General features: G+C 57.8%; 14 protein-coding genes. 4 read left to right on the forward strand and 10 right to left on the reverse strand.

Going from position 1 to position 17,062, the window contains the following annotated elements:
• Nucleotides 1-196, reverse strand: a 196-nt coding sequence (locus VIL80_RS13905; RefSeq protein ID WP_332036694.1) for a hypothetical protein, incomplete at its 3' end; no start/stop codon positions are given.
• Nucleotides 197-507: 311 nt separating this feature from the next.
• Here VIL80_RS13905 and VIL80_RS13910 point away from each other — a divergent pair.
• The 3 genes from VIL80_RS13910 (at nt 508) to VIL80_RS13920 (ending at nt 4,528) form a co-directional block, all read left to right on the forward strand.
• Complete coding sequence (locus VIL80_RS13910; protein ID WP_332036695.1) at nt 508-1,689, forward strand: MFS transporter; 1,182 nt, start codon at nt 508-510, stop codon at nt 1,687-1,689.
• Nucleotides 1,686-3,893 (forward strand): M1 family metallopeptidase, encoded by a 2,208-nt coding sequence (locus VIL80_RS13915; protein WP_332036696.1) that lies wholly within the window; start codon nt 1,686-1,688, stop codon nt 3,891-3,893. The genes VIL80_RS13910 and VIL80_RS13915 overlap by 4 nt, the downstream gene beginning before the upstream one ends.
• Nucleotides 3,894-3,970: 77 nt before the next feature.
• Nucleotides 3,971-4,528, forward strand: coding sequence for an NlpC/P60 family protein (locus tag VIL80_RS13920; RefSeq protein WP_332036697.1), 558 nt, complete (start codon nt 3,971-3,973; stop codon nt 4,526-4,528).
• Nucleotides 4,529-4,617: 89 nt separating this feature from the next.
• On the opposite strand, the gene VIL80_RS13925 is transcribed toward VIL80_RS13920, so the two are convergent.
• From VIL80_RS13925 to VIL80_RS13955, 7 genes are all read right to left on the reverse strand, one after another.
• Nucleotides 4,618-5,355 (reverse strand): 5-oxoprolinase subunit PxpA, encoded by a 738-nt coding sequence (locus VIL80_RS13925; RefSeq protein WP_332036698.1) that lies wholly within the window; start codon nt 5,353-5,355, stop codon nt 4,618-4,620.
• Entirely contained in the window at nt 5,352-6,302 is a 951-nt protein-coding gene (locus tag VIL80_RS13930; RefSeq protein WP_332036699.1) for a glutamate cyclase domain-containing protein, read from the reverse strand. Before VIL80_RS13930 ends, VIL80_RS13925 begins: the two co-directional genes overlap by 4 nt.
• On the reverse strand, nt 6,289-7,269 hold the full coding sequence (locus tag VIL80_RS13935) for a 5-oxoprolinase subunit C family protein (protein WP_332036700.1): 981 nt from the start codon (nt 7,267-7,269) through the stop codon (nt 6,289-6,291). Before VIL80_RS13935 ends, VIL80_RS13930 begins: the two co-directional genes overlap by 14 nt.
• A complete protein-coding gene (locus tag VIL80_RS13940; RefSeq protein ID WP_332036701.1) occupies nt 7,262-7,987 on the reverse strand; it encodes a 5-oxoprolinase subunit B family protein in 726 nt (241 codons plus the stop codon). The genes VIL80_RS13935 and VIL80_RS13940 overlap by 8 nt, the downstream gene beginning before the upstream one ends.
• A 35-nt stretch (nt 7,988-8,022) precedes the next feature.
• The gene (locus tag VIL80_RS13945; RefSeq protein WP_332036702.1) at nt 8,023-8,832 is read right to left on the reverse strand and encodes a putative hydro-lyase; all 810 of its coding nucleotides are present in this window, start codon (nt 8,830-8,832) and stop codon (nt 8,023-8,025) included.
• Complete coding sequence (locus VIL80_RS13950) at nt 8,829-10,259, reverse strand: amidase (protein ID WP_332036703.1); 1,431 nt, start codon at nt 10,257-10,259, stop codon at nt 8,829-8,831. Before VIL80_RS13950 ends, VIL80_RS13945 begins: the two co-directional genes overlap by 4 nt.
• Before the next feature lie 410 nt (nt 10,260-10,669).
• The gene (locus VIL80_RS13955) at nt 10,670-13,174 is read right to left on the reverse strand and encodes a TonB-dependent receptor (RefSeq protein WP_332036704.1); all 2,505 of its coding nucleotides are present in this window, start codon (nt 13,172-13,174) and stop codon (nt 10,670-10,672) included.
• 572 nt (nt 13,175-13,746) lie between these two features.
• Here VIL80_RS13955 and VIL80_RS13960 point away from each other — a divergent pair.
• Complete coding sequence (locus tag VIL80_RS13960; RefSeq protein ID WP_332036705.1) at nt 13,747-14,664, forward strand: LysR family transcriptional regulator; 918 nt, start codon at nt 13,747-13,749, stop codon at nt 14,662-14,664.
• A gap of 60 nt (nt 14,665-14,724) precedes the next feature.
• Here the strand turns inward: VIL80_RS13960 and VIL80_RS13965 are convergent, their stop codons facing one another.
• On the reverse strand, nt 14,725-15,486 hold the full coding sequence (locus tag VIL80_RS13965; protein WP_332036706.1) for a L,D-transpeptidase family protein: 762 nt from the start codon (nt 15,484-15,486) through the stop codon (nt 14,725-14,727).
• A gap of 91 nt (nt 15,487-15,577) precedes the next feature.
• Nucleotides 15,578-16,393, reverse strand: a complete 816-nt coding sequence (locus VIL80_RS13970; protein ID WP_332036707.1) for a metallophosphoesterase — start codon at nt 16,391-16,393, stop codon at nt 15,578-15,580.
• Nucleotides 16,394-17,062 lie beyond the last annotated feature (669 nt).

Consider the following 17,062-nt stretch of genomic DNA (forward strand, 5'->3'; position numbering starts at 1 on the left):
CTGCGCGCCTTTCCCGCAGTCCATTAGCAATCAGACAGAAAAGCAGTAACGTAACCGCGACGCCATTCAACGGAACCGTGACCAACTCCCGAACCTGACTCTGCCGCAGCGCGAAAGCCTGACGGCGGCTTTCGCGGTAGAACCAGAGTGAAGGATGGAGAACAAAACCGCACAAGATGCCATTACTGACAATCACGCCTTTACCTAAAAGACACAACTCATTCCAGTAATACGCCGTACACAATTTGCCTCAAATGAGCTTTTTTACGCCAGATCGAATACGTTAATCTGGATCTGGGCAATGCACTGACTTGTTAAAAAATAACCACCGGGACTGGTCACAGGCAACCAGCGCCCACCTATCGCCCCGACCGATTGGTAGTAATTGGTGTGAGGAATAACCTTGTCTAGATTTGAGCGGCAAAAATACGCAAGTAATTCACGCGTCAGCGGACGCAAAATTATGTAAATTGATTCGTCGCAGACCGGCAGCAAGTAATAAGAAAAATGAAAAACCTGAGCGCAAATTTGCCCAATTTACTGAGCCTGCTCTTCGTCGCCATGATGGGTTCCTCTATTCTCACCCTGCTGCCGCTGTGGGTGGGTGCATTTACCGATCAGGGCATATTTTCCGCACAGCAGATCGGCTGGCTGGCGGCGGCGGATGTCATCGGAATTTTTCTGAGCTCAGCGTCGGCAATTTTTTGGGTGCGCCACGTTCGGTGGCGCCGCACGGTGCTGTCTGGCATGGCGCTGTTCCTGATTGCCAATCTCGCCAGTATCGGTAATACCGACTTTGGTGCGCTGATGCTGGTCCGGGTACTTGCCGGTATCGGCTGCGGGTCCGCCTACGCCATTGCCCTGGCAGGTCTCAGCGACCGGCCAAACCCACCGCTCGCGTTCGGCCTCATGGTCACCGCCCAGGTAATCTTTGGCACCATCGGTTTTTTCGCGGTGCCACGGCTTATGCAACAACTGGGTATCGATGGCTTTTTTCACTATCTAAACGGTTGGCTGGTAATTTCCCTATTACTGTGTGTGCTTGCTTTCCCTGCCTCCAGCAGACAAGTGGACAGCCAAAATTCATCGCAACTGGGTGCACTTATCCATCCAAAAGCGCTTACGGTTATTTTTACCACAGTGATTTACTACTGCGGCGTCTCTGCGGTGTGGGCCTACCTTGAGCGCATCGGCGTAGACATGGGCCTTGAAAATGCGGCGGTGGGTGATCTGCTGGGGATCGGCTTTGCCATCAGTGGGCTCGGCTCACTGGCAACCCCGCTGCTGGCGTCCTATCTCGGCCGGATTCCCACGCTATTGCTGGCGATGCTGGTTCAGGTAGCGACCATGGCCGCGCTTATCGGCGGGCAAACGCTCGACGCCTACCTGCTCTATGCCACCACATCAATCGTGTTCCAGTTCTTCTGGAGCTTTTCAATACCGCTGTTGATGGACCAGTTCAATCGTATTGACCAGAGTGGTCGCTTTATCGTGCTTTGTGCCAGTGCGTTCAAAATTGGTGAAATTCTCGGACCACCGCTAGCCGCGGCGCTGATCAGCGCGGGCGGTTTTGCCGCGGTTCTGGGACTCGGTATGGGCTGCCTGCTGCTCGCACTGGGAATGGGCATCACAGTAGAGCGCTGGCAGTCACCCGCAACGCCAGTCAATACTGAGACGGCAGCAGCATGACCGAAGCTCCAAGGCACCGCCGCCTTCGATACTGGCGCCGCGACGCCAAGGTGCTCGGTGCCCTTGTGCTGCTTACGTGGAGCGGCGCGGCGGTCAGTCAGGCGACAAGCGGCACTGACCCATTCCTGCGGCTGAGCCAGTCCGATCTGGATCTGGGGAGCTATCGCAGTCGCAACGGCATGCCCGCGGCGAATTACTGGCAACAGCAGGTAGATTACGATCTCGATGTCCGCCTGGACACCCACAACCAGCAACTCCGGGCCAGCGCGGCGATTCGCTACCATAACAACGCTCCCGATACGCTGCCTACACTGCATTTTTTCCTCGACCACAATGCCCTCAGATCCGACTCGAAAGCGGCGTTTCGCCTGCTCACGGCAACGGACGAGAAATCGCGCACGCAAGCCGTTGCCCGCCGCGCAGAAAAAGGCTTCGAAATCGAAACGGTCACCGATGGTACCGGCCAGGCATTAAGCTGGCGTGAGAACGACACGCTATTGACCATTGCCCTGCCCAAACCGCTCAACCCAGGAAAGACTCAGCGCCTACATATTCAATGGCAACTCCCCCTGAGTGACAACACGGCCACCGGCGCGCGCAGCGGCTACGAAACGCTCGGCGACGGCAGCCGTATTTATGTCGCCGCGCAGTGGTTTCCGCGTGCCGCTGCCTATACCGATTACGCCGGCTGGCAATTGAAGCCGTTTTTGCAGCAGGGTGAGTTTTCTACCGAGTTCGGTAACTACACCGTGCGTATCGAGGTACCGGAGCACTTTGTCGTCGCCGCCAGCGGCGAACTCCAGAACCCGACAGAGGTGTTGAACGACAAACAACTCCAGCGCTGGCGAAAACAATCCAGCGAACCCGACTGGATAATTGACCACAGCGGTGCTGAGCAGCGGCGCCAGCAAAGCCGCAGCAAAGATGCGACACGCACCCGCAGCTGGCAATTTGCCGGCGAACAGCTGCGCGATTTTGCCTTCAGCGCCTCGCCAAGCTTCCAGTGGCAAATACAGCACGACCTGCGCGGCCGCCGACTGCAACAGTTCTTTCCGGCAGAAGCGGCCCCCCTGTGGGAAAAATTCGGCCTGCCAGCGATGGCCCATAGCCTGGACATTTTCGACAGTATGCTAATGCCGCTGGATACCACCAGTATCAGCGTGGTCAATGCCGCCGGCACCGGGATGGAATATCCGGGACTGGCCACCATCCCGATCCGCCCCGAGCGCACCGCGTCCACCCGGCAGCAACCCGCCTGGGAGGCGCAGACAAAATACGATTTTATCGGCACGGTTATTCACGAAGTGGGCCATAACTACCTGCCGATGCGCATCAATACCGACGAGCGCGAATGGGCCTGGCTCGATGAAGGCCTGGTGAGTTTTATCGAATACACGGCGGAGCACAGTTGGGAAGCCAACTTCGATGTGATCTACGGTGAGCCTCGCTCGGTAGCCGATTACACTATCAGCGCCGAGCACCAGCCGATCATGACCAGTGCGGATGGCCTGCGGCACAAGATCGACAACGCGTACAACAAAACTGCAGGTGCAATGAATATGCTGCGCCATCTGGTGCTCGGGCCCGAGGTATTCGACCCTGCATTTCGCAGCTTTGCCCAAGCATGGGTCGGCAAGCGTCCGATGCCCGGGGACTTTTTCCGCGCGCTGGAAACTTCCGCCGGCACCGATTTGAGCTGGTTCTGGCGCAGCTGGTTTTACGGGCAGGAAAGCATTGACCTTGCGCTGCACAGTATCGCGCGCGATGGGCTGCCGCAGTCACTGCAGCCGCTGGAAAACACTCCGCCGCCTGCACTGGCTCTCACGGCTGGTGGCATCCGGCAGTATGTCGTGGATCGAACGCCGCAACTCGCCGACAACTACACCCGCGCACTCCTGACTTCGGCGCGCTCGGCACCGACGCCACTGCCCGCCGCCGGCGACAGTAGCACTTGGTACACACTCGCCATCGACAACCATGGCAGTGCCATCCTGCCGATTCCCCTCGAGCTGGTTACTCGGGAAGGCAAGCGTTTTAGCAGCCTGATTCCCGCAGAGACCTGGATGAAATCTCTCAACCATCGACTGACCGTGCAGTTGCCACTGCCGCGTGGTCAGCAGCTGTCCTCCCTGTGTATCGACCCCCAGTGGTTGATGCCCGACACACAACGAAATAACAACTGTGCGGAACTCCAAACACCATGAATAGAACATGTATTGCCTTCGCGCTGATAGTTTCAGTTCCCCTTGCTGGATGCATGGAATCGGAAAGCCCAGCGACGATGCTCGCTGAGCAAGAGTCGGTCGCGGCAGCGCCCGTCGAACAGCAATGGCAAGATAACGTCCGCGCATCCGCCATGGGACAGAAACTGGTGGCAACCGCGCTGCCGTGGGAGAACCGACCCTACCGCGTCGGTGAGGCCGAACAGTGTATGAACTGGACCCGGGAAATTCTTGCCGCCGCCTGTGGCGAGCACTTCTCCACCCTGGAAACACAAAAGCCTTGGGATGCGCATTTGCTGGGCGCCGATGACGAACTGCTTCCAGAACATGTGGATTCTCTGGCCGCCGATGAATTCGGGGAGAAAATCGAAAGCATTCGTGCGCTGCAACCCGGCGACCTGGTATTTCTCAAGAATACCTACGGCGACTGGGCGGAGGGCGTACTCACCCATGTAGGCATAGCTCTGGGTGACGGCCGCTACATCCACCGCATGACCTCCAACCACGGACTGGTGAAGATAAACCAGATCCCCGCCGAGGATTTCGATTCGGGAATACGCCTGAAGGATTCACTATGTCACGCCGAATCAGCCGCACACTCACAAGAACCGCACTGACCACTGGCGCATTATCGACCCGGTTCCGCGCTTTCCCTGGCAGAAACTGGCGGAGGCCGGAATCGGCGTCTGGTATGACGATGAAACCGTCAAGCGCCACCCGACGCTAACTCAAGCTCCGCGCGGATTCGCCGAATCATTGCCACCGCCTCGGCATTGTCACCGTGGACACAGAGCGAATCCGCTTCGATAGGAATTCGGCTGCCGTCACAGGCAATGACGGTGCCCGCACATAGCGCGTGCACCTGCTGCAAAATTTCATCCGCTGTATGCATTACCGAGCCCGGCTGCGCGCGCGGCTGCAGTCGTCCGTCCGCCGTGTAGCGGCGATCGGCAAAAGCTTCGAAAATAAGGCCCACGTCGTAGTCTTCGGCAAGGCGGCGGTAATGGCCGTTGCGCGGTGTAGCCATCATCATCAGCGGCAGGCGGCTGCGCTGCAGGGCAGCGAGCACCGCACGCAGCACTGTTTCATCTCGCATCATGTCGTTGTACAGGGCGCCGTGCGGTTTGACGTAGTGCAGCGCCAGGTCCTCGGCCGCGGCCAGCTCCCGCAGCGCACCGACTTGATACAGCAGCATGGTGCTGATCTCTGTGGGAGTACAGGCCATGGACCTGCGGCCGAACCCCATGAGATCCGGGTAGGACGGGTGTGCGCCCACGGCTACCTCAAACTGCTTCGCGAACCGCAGGGTCTGCACGATACTGCCCGGATCACCGGCGTGGTAACCGCAGGCGATATTCGCCATGTGGATAAACGGCATGACTTCCCGCTCATCCACTAGCTGCCAGTTGCCAAAATTCTCCCCAAGGTCACAGTTCAGTTTCACGCCACGTCTTCTTCAAGCGGTGCGATATCTTCACTTTCCGGCATAGCGAGGGCGCCCTCGGCGAGCGCCCGCAGAGCACTGAACATGGCGACGCTCTGGCCGAGCAACAAGCCGTCTTCGGTGGCAGTGCACGCGCCGGTGACGCCATCCACAATACCCTCTAGGTTCAACGCACGTAGACACCGGACCAGACAGAAGCCCTGTAAAAGTGGCCGATCAACGCAGACGGATGCGAGCGCCAGTGCGCCGTAGACGCCCCAGTTGGAGACGTCGGCAATCACCAACTCGTCGGTGCTGGCTGCGGCACAGGCAACCGGCAAGCCGTGCAGCTCTTGATGGAGCCGTCCCATCCCCAGCTCATTGCCACCATCGGCAAACGCCAGCGTGGGACAATCCACCAGGGACATCAGCTGCTCCCAAGGCAGGGTCTGCTCTGTGATATCCCTAAAGCGCATGTTCCTGTAGCGGCCGTCAGCGCCCGCGCCCGGCACTTCCACAAACACCAACAGCGTAGGGCGAAATTGAGCGACAAATTGCCGCAATTGATCCCCAACGCACGCCGGTGCCACCGGCATAAAGTGCGATGGTTGCAGCTCGCGGGCACAGCGCTGCAGCGCGGCAATGTAGTGATCGATCCCGAGCAGCACAACTTCAGACCCCAGCTGGCGCAAACCATTTGCCAGCGCCAGGGCACCGGCTGGGCCATCGGTTTCAAAGCCCTGTGTCACCGGGAAACCACTCACGATAGCCACCCGCTCCCGCTGGCGCAGCAGCGTTGATACCGCGCGTTGCAAATAGCCGCGGTAACCGCGATTGCGCACCGTTTCCATACCGCGCACGTTCGTCGCCACCAGCAGCGCTTCGATCTGTATTGCCAGCGCGTTGATTTCCGGGTGACGGTATTTATCGAGAACCAAATCCACCATTGCAGCGTCACGCTCCGCCATGAAAAAATTTTCTCTGTAGCAGCCACTCGGTTTGGGCCTCAGCCCGGCTTCCGCGCACAAATCGCACGCACTGTCCGGGTCGCGCCTGCGCCAGGCGATCCAGATCGACGCGATAGACGTGGCCGATTTTCGGGTAGCCGCCAATGGTCTGGCAGTCCGGCATCAGCACGATGGGCAAGCCACTGGCGGGTACCTGTATCGCTCCGGCGGTCACAGGCTCGGATACCAGCCCCTGAGGCGGCGACGCCAGCGCAGCTCCCAGCAGGCGTACGCCCATTCGGTCGCATGCGGGAGATACCTGATATTCCTGTGAGAAAAATGCTCGCAATTGATGTTCACCAAACAGGTGATGCTGATTGGATGGCACTACCCGCAGTAATAGTTCTGCGGGATAGTCGCGGCAAAATATCGCCGGGGTTCTGCGTGCGATAAACGCCGGTGCCGGCACAACCGGCGCGTGCAGCAGGTCGCCGCTTTGCAGCGTTTGCCCATGGATGCCGCCGATGCCTTCCGCCACCGTGGTGGCGCGGCTACCGCAGACCGGCGTAACCGCAATGCCGCCGCCCAGCGACAGATAAGCGCGCACACCGTGCGCGGCCAGGCCGCCGCGCAGTACCGCGCCCGCAGCCGCGGTATGACTTTGCCAATTGCCGAGCGCACGGCCATCGAGCTGCCAGTTGAGATCTGCACCGGTGAGCGCGAATCGAGCAGCGCGCAAAAAGCGCAGGGCGACGCCGCCCAGGCAGATTTCCAACAGCGCAGCGTCACCCGAGTTGTCCAGCAGGCGATTGGCCCAGCCAGCGGCATGCGTGTCGGCAGCACCACCGACACTGATCCCCAGGTGCTGACTGCCGCGGCGGCCACTGTCCTGAATCAGCATCTGCGGCCCAGCCTTGATCACCGCGAGCGTGTCAGCCACTTCTGTACCCACAGGCTCGGCCATGTCCGCCACCGCCACTTTACTCATCCAGTTTCCCACCCAGCGCCAGGTACTCCTCGTGGGAGACCGGTTGGAAACGCACGCGATCTCCCACCTTCAGAGCTACCTTTGGCTCGCCTCGATGCAGATGGAACAATGGCGTGGGGCAGCGGCCAATCAGGTTCCAGCCTCCAGGGCTGGCACTGGGATAGACCGCGGCCTGCGCCCCGGCAATCGCCACCGCGCCGGCGGGCACGCGTTTGCGCGGGATATCCAGCCGCGGTATCTGTAATGCTTCCGGCACACTGCCCATAAATGCAAAGCCCGGGCGAAAGCCGAGCGCGTAGACCCGGTATTCCTGCCCCGAGTGCAGCGCAATCACGTCTTCGATATCCAGTTTTGCGCTGCGCGCCAGCCGCAAAAGGTCCGGCGCCTGATCTTCGCCGTAGTAAACCGGCAATGTCTTGGCGACGGCCGCTTGAATTGGAGTCAACGAGTTAGCGCATGGCAAAGCGGGCACGCACGCAGCACTGCCGCCCCCCGCCAGAGCACTAACCGCGCTCAGCACATTGGCATAATCACAGCGAAGCAGGTCGTAATAAATGGCCACGCTGCAGTAAGACGGAACCAGATCCACCAGCCAATCCCAGCGCTGGGACCGCGCCCGGTGCACAAAATGCAGTACTTGTGCGAGCGCCTCTTCACCGGGAACTTCAGCGAGATACACCGTGAGTGATTCATCGCCTGAATCGACGAGTTTGAACATCAGAGGGGTGTCCGTGAAAAATCCAATGCCGGATATCAATTGCCGTGGAAATCGCCAATATCGGCGATGCCTTCCAGTGCCGAGTTCTGCCAGTCAGTAAGCAACATGTGGCCCGGCGCATGGGTAATAAAAAAGTCCAGCCCGGCACAGCGGAGGGCTTCATTCGCAGTCACGCCGCAGGCCCAGAACACCGGAATTTCCTCTTCGTCGATGGTCACCGACTGGCCAAAGTCCGGCTGATGGATGTCGCCGATGCCGAGTCCGGCGGCATCCCCTGCATAAATCGGCGCACCGTGGACCAACGGGTAGCGCGCGGTGATTTCGCACACCCGTTCCACCGCCTGCGGTGCAAACGGGCGCATGCTCACCACCAGGTTGCCGCCGAAAGGTGCGGCAGGTTTGCATGGCTGTGTCGTGCGGTACATGGGCACGTTGCGCCCTTCGCTGATATTGCGCACTTCCAGCCCCGCACTGATAAGCGCCTCTTCAAAGGAAAAGGAACAACCTAATGCAAAAGTGACCAGATCATCACGCCAGTACTCGCGAATATCCGCAGCCTCCAGCGGTTTGTGCCCAGCGCGGTGGACCAGGTATTTGGGCAGGTCCGAGCGGATATCGATGTCGGCGCCCAGAGCCGGCAACAGGAATTGCCCCGGCTCAGACTGGTGCAGCAGTGCACAGGCGCGTCGGTTGGCCGCGCAGAAATCCGCAAAGGCCGCGGCGTGTGCGGCCGGCATAATCGCAATATTTGCCTGTACATAACCCGCCGCCAAACCGGAGGTGGGGCCAGAGAATCTTCCCGCGCGGATTTCCGCACGAATCATGCGGGCACACTTGTTGATCACGCGCTAAGCTCCTCTTGCCGCAGCGGGTGATGCGCCGGCGTGATGAAAGTACCGAGCGCCTCCTCCAAGGCCAGCCCCAGCTGCAACAGCTGGCGGTCACGGTAGGGCTGCGCCACCAGCTGCACACCGGTGGGCACGCCGTTATCGGCGAGACCGCTCGGCAGCGACAGCACCGGACAGCGGCTCAGGGTGTTGAATGGGTAGGTCATAAACCAGCCCTTGACCGGGTCCACCGCCCTGCCGTCGATTTCCAGTTGGTCACGGCTGTAATCGAAATCCGCCGCCACCCGTGTGGAACATACGGTGGGGCAAATCAGGAAATCACACTGGCGAAATGCCTGCTCCAGTGACCGCCACATCTGCTGCGCGTAGTCATTGGCCTCGACAATGCGTTCAGGCGTTGCGGCCGCCGACAGTGAGAAATAATGGCGCACGTAACTGGTGAGCAGCTCGCGGCACTGCGGGTTATCGTATTTCTCCCGCAACATATGCCCGATATGCGCCCCCTGGTGAATCTGTGCGGTGCGAATGCAGCGCTCATCCCATCCGAGTTCGACCTCGTAAATCTCTGCACCCAGGTCACGCAGTGTCTGCACAAAGTGCAGCGTGTTCCTGCGGACGTCGGCATCCAGCGAATAAAAGCCGAGATCCAACGACATCCCGACGGTCAGCCCCTTCAGCGGCAGCGGCTCCACTGGCACACTCTCCTTGGGTAACTGAGACATCAGATCCACCGGGTGCGGGCCGGCAATCAGGTTGTACAGCAACACCATGTCCCGCACGCTGCGCGTCAGCATGCTGTGGTGAACATAGGGGTCAACGTTGTACGGCGGAATTTCCGGAATGCGACCATGGGATGCTTTCAGTCCCACAAGGCCACACTGGGACGCGGGAATACGCACCGAGCCACCCATATCCGTGCCGTTCGCAATGGTGCAGAGGCCCGCGGCGATGGCTGCGGCCGAGCCGCCAGAAGAGCCGCCGGGAGTGATCGCGCGGTTCCAGGGATTGCGGGTAATCCCCCACAGGTCGGACCAGGTGTAGGCCGCAACGGAAAACTCCGGTGTGGCGGTGCGCGCATGCAGTACTGCCCCGGCAGCAATCAAGCGCTCGGGCACCGGGTCGGTGGTATCCGCGATATTTTTTTGCAGCAGGCGCGAGCCATTGGTAGTGACCTCACCAAGAATATAGGTTTCATCCTTGATCGCAGTGGTCACGCCTTCCAGTGGGCGCGCACTGCCGTTGGCATAAGCTCGCTCAGCGAGCTGTGCCTGCAGCTGCGCGCGCGCAAATGCCGTCTGGGTAAATGCATTGATATCACCACCGATATCTTCATAGCGTTCGATTTGTGCCGCCAGCACTTCCACTGGAGAAAGCGCACGTTGCCGGAAAAGTTGTAATACCTCGCAGGCATCCAAGTAACACAAATCCGTTCCCATCACGCACCCGTTCTTGTTATGACCTATTTTCCTGAGAGTCTGCCAGTTGCGCCGAGCTGGATTAAATGACTAACCACAGGCGCGACCGATGGATTACGCGTCGTAACTTTACCCCTCGTCGGTAACCCCGCGTGGCTGTCGACACTGATGTCGCCGCGCCCGCAAAAGTGTTTTAGCCTGGCCGCGATACCCTCGCGTTGAAACGCGGCAGGCGGTTCTCGTGGACACCCTCCTGGTCAATCCCGATCAACAGCGGCAATCCGCTGGCCGGACCTGCCGCCGATACACCCGGTCGAAGTAAGCGATTGCGCAAACTCGCGTGGGAAAAATCGGCACCGCCACCACAAAAAACAAAGGGGCCGCTAGGGCCCCTTGTTTTGGCGATAACCAGACGCTTACTAGAAGTCGTAAGAGAGGCTGAGGCCCATCGTGCGCGGACGCAGGTTGATCGTTCGATAGCCCAGGATCCCGCTATTCATACCCGAGGTTTCCGCATCGCTGTTAGTGAGGTTGGTCACCCACAGGGTTGCGCTGTAATTGTCGAATACCGCCGAGACAGAGCCGTCGTAGGTACTGTAAGAATCCCGCGTGTAGACGTCCGCGTTCAGCTTGTCCGCGCGACCGGACTGCACTTCACCCACGTAGCGGCCGGACAGGCTCGCGCTGATCCCCACACCATTGGCCAGCTCACTATCAAAGTCCACACCGTAGATGTGCTTCCATTCCGGCGTCGCACCGAGAAGCGCGCCCTTCTCGTAGGTGTAGCAATCATTCGCGTCGTAATCATCCGCCGGACCATAGGTACACACATCGCCGGTCTCCGCCCAGCGCGCCTCGGTCTTGGCGGACTGCCAGCTCAGCGACCAGTTGTCAGTGACGCGGTAGGTGGCGCTCAGCTCCAAGCCCTCGGACTCGGAATCCGGGCCATTGGTAGTGCCATTGACCGGGAACGGTACGCCATACATGTAGATGGTCTGGCTCCAGTAGGTCTGGGTATCTTTCCAGTCCATGTGGAACAGGTTGGCCGCCACATACAGCCGCCCGTCGAGGAAGGTGCCCTTCATACCCAGCTCGTAGTTGTCCACGGAATCCGGCTCGTAGAACTGGATTTCCTGGGTCGGGATCTGTCCTCCCTCCTCCTTGAAGGAGTTGGCACCGCCGCGGCGGAAACCCTGGGACGCAGTGGCATACAGCATGACGTCATCGGTCAGATCGTAGGAGGTATTCAGCTTGTAGAACGCCTCACCGTCTACCGACACCTTGTTGATACGGTTGCCAGAGCTGAGACCGAGGTAATCGGTGATCACCGCGTCATTCTCGTCGTCGTAGCTGAAGACCCGCGCGCCGGCGGTGACATCCCAGCGATCGGTCACGGCGTAGGTCAGCTCACCGAAGAACGCCTGCTCCTTGTAACTGCTGCTCAGGTCCTCGTGGTAACCCTCGTCGACGCTGCCCCCGACCGCAGCCCGATCGAAACCGAGCCAACTGATCTGGGACGCAGCATCGTCCAAGTTCGGCATCCACTCGGAGAACATCCACGCGCGGTCCTGCTCTGTGTAGTAAATACCGACGACCCAGCTCAGCGGACCATCGCCGGTGGAAACCAGACGGGTCTCGTGGCTGAGGCCCTCGTAGCGGTTGTCGCTGGTCATGTAAGCGCTGTTATTACTTTCCTGTAGCGAGACCTCGGAAATCCAGCTGCCGTAGTACCAGTAACCCTGTGAGGCGTAGTCCGCCTGGCCCACGTTTTTGTCGTCGTACACCGAGGTGCTGCTGTGCAGCGCGGCAAAACCGAGGTCCCAGTCCAGGTCGAAGGAGTCGAGGCTGAACTTGCGGTCGGAGAACTCCTCGTAGCGCGACACCACGGTGTAGGGGTCGTACTGGTACGGCAGGGCCTGCTCCAGAGAGTTCTCCATACAGGTGTCATCGGCATCACACAGGTAGTACTCAGACTGGCGGCTGCCGCCGTTGATACCGTGTGCCAGGCGGTCCTGCTCGATGTGGGAGAACTTCACGCTGACATCGTCGTTGACCTCCCACAGCACGGCGATTTTGCCGCCGGTGGACTCGTGCCAGTCGTCGTCCTTGTACAGGGTCTTGTTCGGGTTGGGGTCCCCCTCCCAGGCGCGGTCACCGGTGCGCCATACCGGGTTTACCGCGCGATCGATGTAACCTTTTTCATCCAGGTGCGCCAGGGACGCACGCAATGCCACGCTGTCACCCAATGGCAGGTTGATCACAAAGTCGGTATCGCTGCTGATACCAGAGCTGTGGTCGGTGTTGTATACGCGCGTATTGACCTTGAACTCGGTTTCGCCGATTTTCGGGTCATTGGTAATGTAGCGCACAGTGCCACCCAGTGAGCCGGAGCCATACAGGGTACCCTGCGGGCCCAGCAGGGTTTCCACGCGCTGCACATCCTTGATGCGGTAGACCATGTGCGGCAGCGGGGTCTCGTCCAGGTAGTACGCCAGCGTGGTGGTAACAAACTGCTCCAGGTTGTTGGCGTCCGAGCGCGCCACGTTCAGGCCGCGCACCGTTACCGAATCATTGAATCGCGCGCTGTTGGCCGGCGCATTGATAGCAACACTCTGTTCGATAAAGGATTTCGCATCGGTGATGTTTTTCTTGCGCAGCGCCTCTTCGCTGATCGCAGAAATATTGAACGGAATATCGGCGACAGACTCAGCGCGTCGGGTCGCGGTCACAACGATTTCTTCAACCGCCTCGCTCGAGCCAGTAGAGATTTTTTTCTTTTTTACTTCTTCAGTTTTCGCAGCAGTTTTGGCCACTGCGACTTTATCGCCCTCCGCTTGAGCAGTCTGCGCCAGTGCCATTGGAGACAGCGCGAGCGCCATTGAGGGGATCAGATAAGAAATTCTTTTTTTCTTGAACGGCAACATACCCTAAAGTCCTTATTATTGAATTGATCGTTGCGTGGGCGCGCAAACTTATCCACCCTGGACTCAGGATCTCGCCAAATGGCCGGTTTTGAAAAATATGAACTATCGGTAGGGTCGATAGATCAGCAGACAAGCGTATAAGATCAGAAGATTTCGACGCCAAACTAAGGTCGCAACGTTACGGTTCAATGGCAAATCGCAATTGTGGATATTGCGCCATTACGGCATCACGCGCGGCAAAGGCACCACAGCAGCAAGCAGCTACTAACGCAGCGATAATCCCAAGCCGGGTTGCCAGCATAGAGCCTGTATCGTAAAAAACCCTCACCATACACCTCCCCCTTCCGGTAAATGCTTTCACGATGCCCCGTCTTGCACTGGTCATTTCCGGTCAACCCACGGCATGCCCACTTGCTATGCCAGTTGATTGACAGCAAACTCTATCGATACAAGGTTCGATAGGCGTAACCGATAGTTAATATAGGTGATATGGGAACACCGGTTTCCTGCGACCGGATCGAATAAAGCACCTGCTATACCCACACAAATCCAATAAATCAGGGTATTCCATCATGGAATCGCGATTCTTTATTGCACCTGAGCAACTTGAAGCCTTTGAGGCGGCGGCACGCACGGGTTCTTTTTCCGCAGCGGCGAGAGCGCTGGGCAAAGCACAGTCGACAATCTCCGGCTTGATCAGCAATCTGGAAATCGACACTGGACTGACCCTGTTCGACCGCGCCGGTCGCGAGCCGAAGCTGACTGCCCAGGGGCGCGCACTGCTGAACGATGTGCGCTCCCTGCTCAACTCATACTCCCGCTTTGAAGCCAAAAGTCGCAGTCTGAATGCGGGACTTGAAGAGTCGCTGACGCTGGCGATAGACGAGTCGGCCATTGAGCTTGCCCAGCTGGTGAAGGCGCTGGAGCGTTTCTATCAAACCTATCCCACGGTGACGGTATCCCTGCTGCATGCCTCCGGCGACAGTGCGTCAAGGCTGGTTCGCGAAGGCAAGGCGGATATCGGTATCGTGTTGAGCCAGAGTGACTATCCGGAGGACTTTGATTTCAGGGGGGTGGGTAATTGTTCATTTGTGCTGGTGGCAGGGGCTACCCATCCATTAACGACTCTGGCACAGGTCAGCATCCAGGATCTGCATAATCACTTGCACCTGCGTATCAGCGCCAGTAATGACCCCGCATCGCTGCCAGAGAATGACCTGAGCGATCGCGTCTGGTATCTGGAAAGCTACTCGCTGTTTATGTCGATGCTGACCGCCGGGCTTGGCTGGGCATTTACGCCGCTGCATATTGCCAGGCCCCACGTGGAACGGGGGGAAATCAAAGTATTGAACACCGATTTCCAGCTTACTCCCTACCCCTACTGCACCGACCTGATCTGGTCACGGCGCAAGACATTGGGTCCCGCAGGCCAGCACATGATTGACGCCGTATCCAGTATTCTGTCCGCACCGACATCCGAGCCGGCATGAAAACCCGGCGGGATTAATGCGCAACCGCCGACATCGCTGACGCTTACATAGGACTGTGGGCTACAGCGATGGTAGAGCCCAGTTCGCACGCAAACGCTGATACTCCGCACGTGGCAGCGCGATATAAATCGGCTGCTGTGCCGCATCCAACCACCGTAACAACGCGTCCATGTCGCCCTCGCTCATGGCGGTACAGCCCGCGGTTGGACTGCCTGCCGCCTCCCATAGATGCATAAAAATACAACTGCCGGCACCAGGTTGGTTTTCAGGGTTATGCTTGACGAAAATGCCTTTACTGTATTGCTGATCTCCGTAGTGAATATCCCGACGCATACCCTCTGAAGAACCGTTTACCGCATCGGCGCCCACTTTCCCCGCATCGACAGTCAGGTTGTACAGTGGCGAAGTCGGTACATCAATGCAGTAGTGCCATGGGGTCATGGGCTGGTAGCCGAGCCCGGTTTCGATAGAGCTCGCATAACCGAATGCATCCCCCAGCCGGAAGATGCCCGCTGGGGCCTTGCCGTCACCCTCACGTTTTTGAGTGCCTGCCTGAGAGGGGTGCAAGCCAATACCCCATGCGAGACCTGTGCGCCCGAGGCTCACCGGAATTGTGGTAAATTTCTGTTCCCAACCTCCTTTGCCGCGCTGATATCCATAGAGCTGGCCACTGGTTGCCTCCCAACTATCATTAATCGCGACCAGCAACTGATGGCTGTCCGCAGGAATCTGAGCCCGTGTACTTATTGAAAGCAGAAGTAGCGAAACTGCCCCAAAAGAGGGGCATGCTCGACGACAAAATCTTGCGATGACGAAAATCATTATTCTGCCTTTTCAGCTTATCTTTTGTTAATTCCTGATCACCTATCAGGACTAGATCCAACGTCGAAGGAACTGCAGCTAAAACGAAAAACTACGACCGGTTAATACACAAAATACTTAACTCCTCGCCAGGTTCTCCGCGGTAGGTGTCCAGAAAGTGACAATTACCGACTTTTGTTGCCACAGGCACGTAGGAATGTCCCATGCACACGGAATCAATACCCTCTATCTCGAAAGGACGAACTAGCCATGGCTCTGCGCACTTCCGTTTGCTGATTCGATCAAGAAAGGTACTTTTGTATACAGCTAAGGTTCTTTTGTTATTCTCGAACTCCAATACCTCCCGGTACAGGCGCGTTATTAGAGTTCTGCGCCACAACAGAGGCTGAGCTACTTCTGCGATCGCTGGATCGTCGAGTGACGCCAATTGCGACCAAGCATCACTGATATTGTCTAACAGCTCTTTAACCAAATTCCAGCTGCCTTTTGGCACATCGGCATGAACAAGCCCTATCCGTTTAGCTCCGCCGTCAATTTCAACCGCCCAGGGCCAGGATCTAATTTTGTCTACAATAGCCTGCTGCCTTTCGCTCGGAAGCTTGTAAAACCATGATCCACCATTCGATTTGTGCAACTGAATAGCAGAGGGATTCTCAAAACCGGCAATGGTCATGGCTTCGTGATTACCGAGAATGCTGAAGTAGGTCCGCTGATCTATCAAATCGATCAGTGCCTCGCTTTCCGGTCCACGATCAACGATGTCCCCAAGGAAGAAGAGCCGATCAATGCGGGGAGTAAAGCCGAGCGCTGCCAATTGGATTTGCAGTTGCCGCAAGTGCCCATGGACGTCGCCGACAACAAAGTCCCGTCCCTCGCAATTCCTATCAATCTTCCAAAATGTACTCATCTTGGTAATTCAGCGTTACCTCGCGAAAAGCCCAATAGCCGACATTGGCTCCTTGCTGCCGAAACGAGAGTTCATACGACATTGCTTTTGGCCAGCGGCTTTAACGAGAAAGTATAGGTATTCAAATTCCCTGAGCCGATGCTCTTTGTCCCGTGCAGCCACATGTTCTTAGCTTCTGCGTAGCTCGGCGCCATAAGTGAATTGCGTGCCGATTTGGGGGTACACCTCCCACATTAGGAGGCGGCTATTTACGGTATGCCCTTAGGAGTACCCCAAAGTGGCACAAATGCAGCGGTTGGAGAGAGATGAGAACGGAAGGTCCAGAAACACAAAAGCCCCGCATTACGGGGCTTTCGGAGGGATACCGGATCGAGCCGGCTTTCAGTGTGGTGCCCAGGGCGGGACAAGCAACAGAGTTTAGAATTGTTCAAACTGATCCGATTTCAACCAACCGAGAAGTAGCATACCCCCACATGTACACCCAACTCTAATGTAAAAAAGTACTACACCTGTGCTTAATAATATAAGAATCCAACCGACCATCACCCAACACTTAAGGAACAGCTTACTTACCCCAAATTATGGATCGTGACTCGAGAGGTCATCTTCCGAAATCTGGTAACTGCTATATAAAGTGACTCAATCGATCATTTCACAACGATCGACTTT

The organism is Microbulbifer sp. (assembly GCF_036563125.1).
In the GTDB taxonomy this organism is placed as follows: domain Bacteria; phylum Pseudomonadota; class Gammaproteobacteria; order Pseudomonadales; family Cellvibrionaceae; genus Microbulbifer.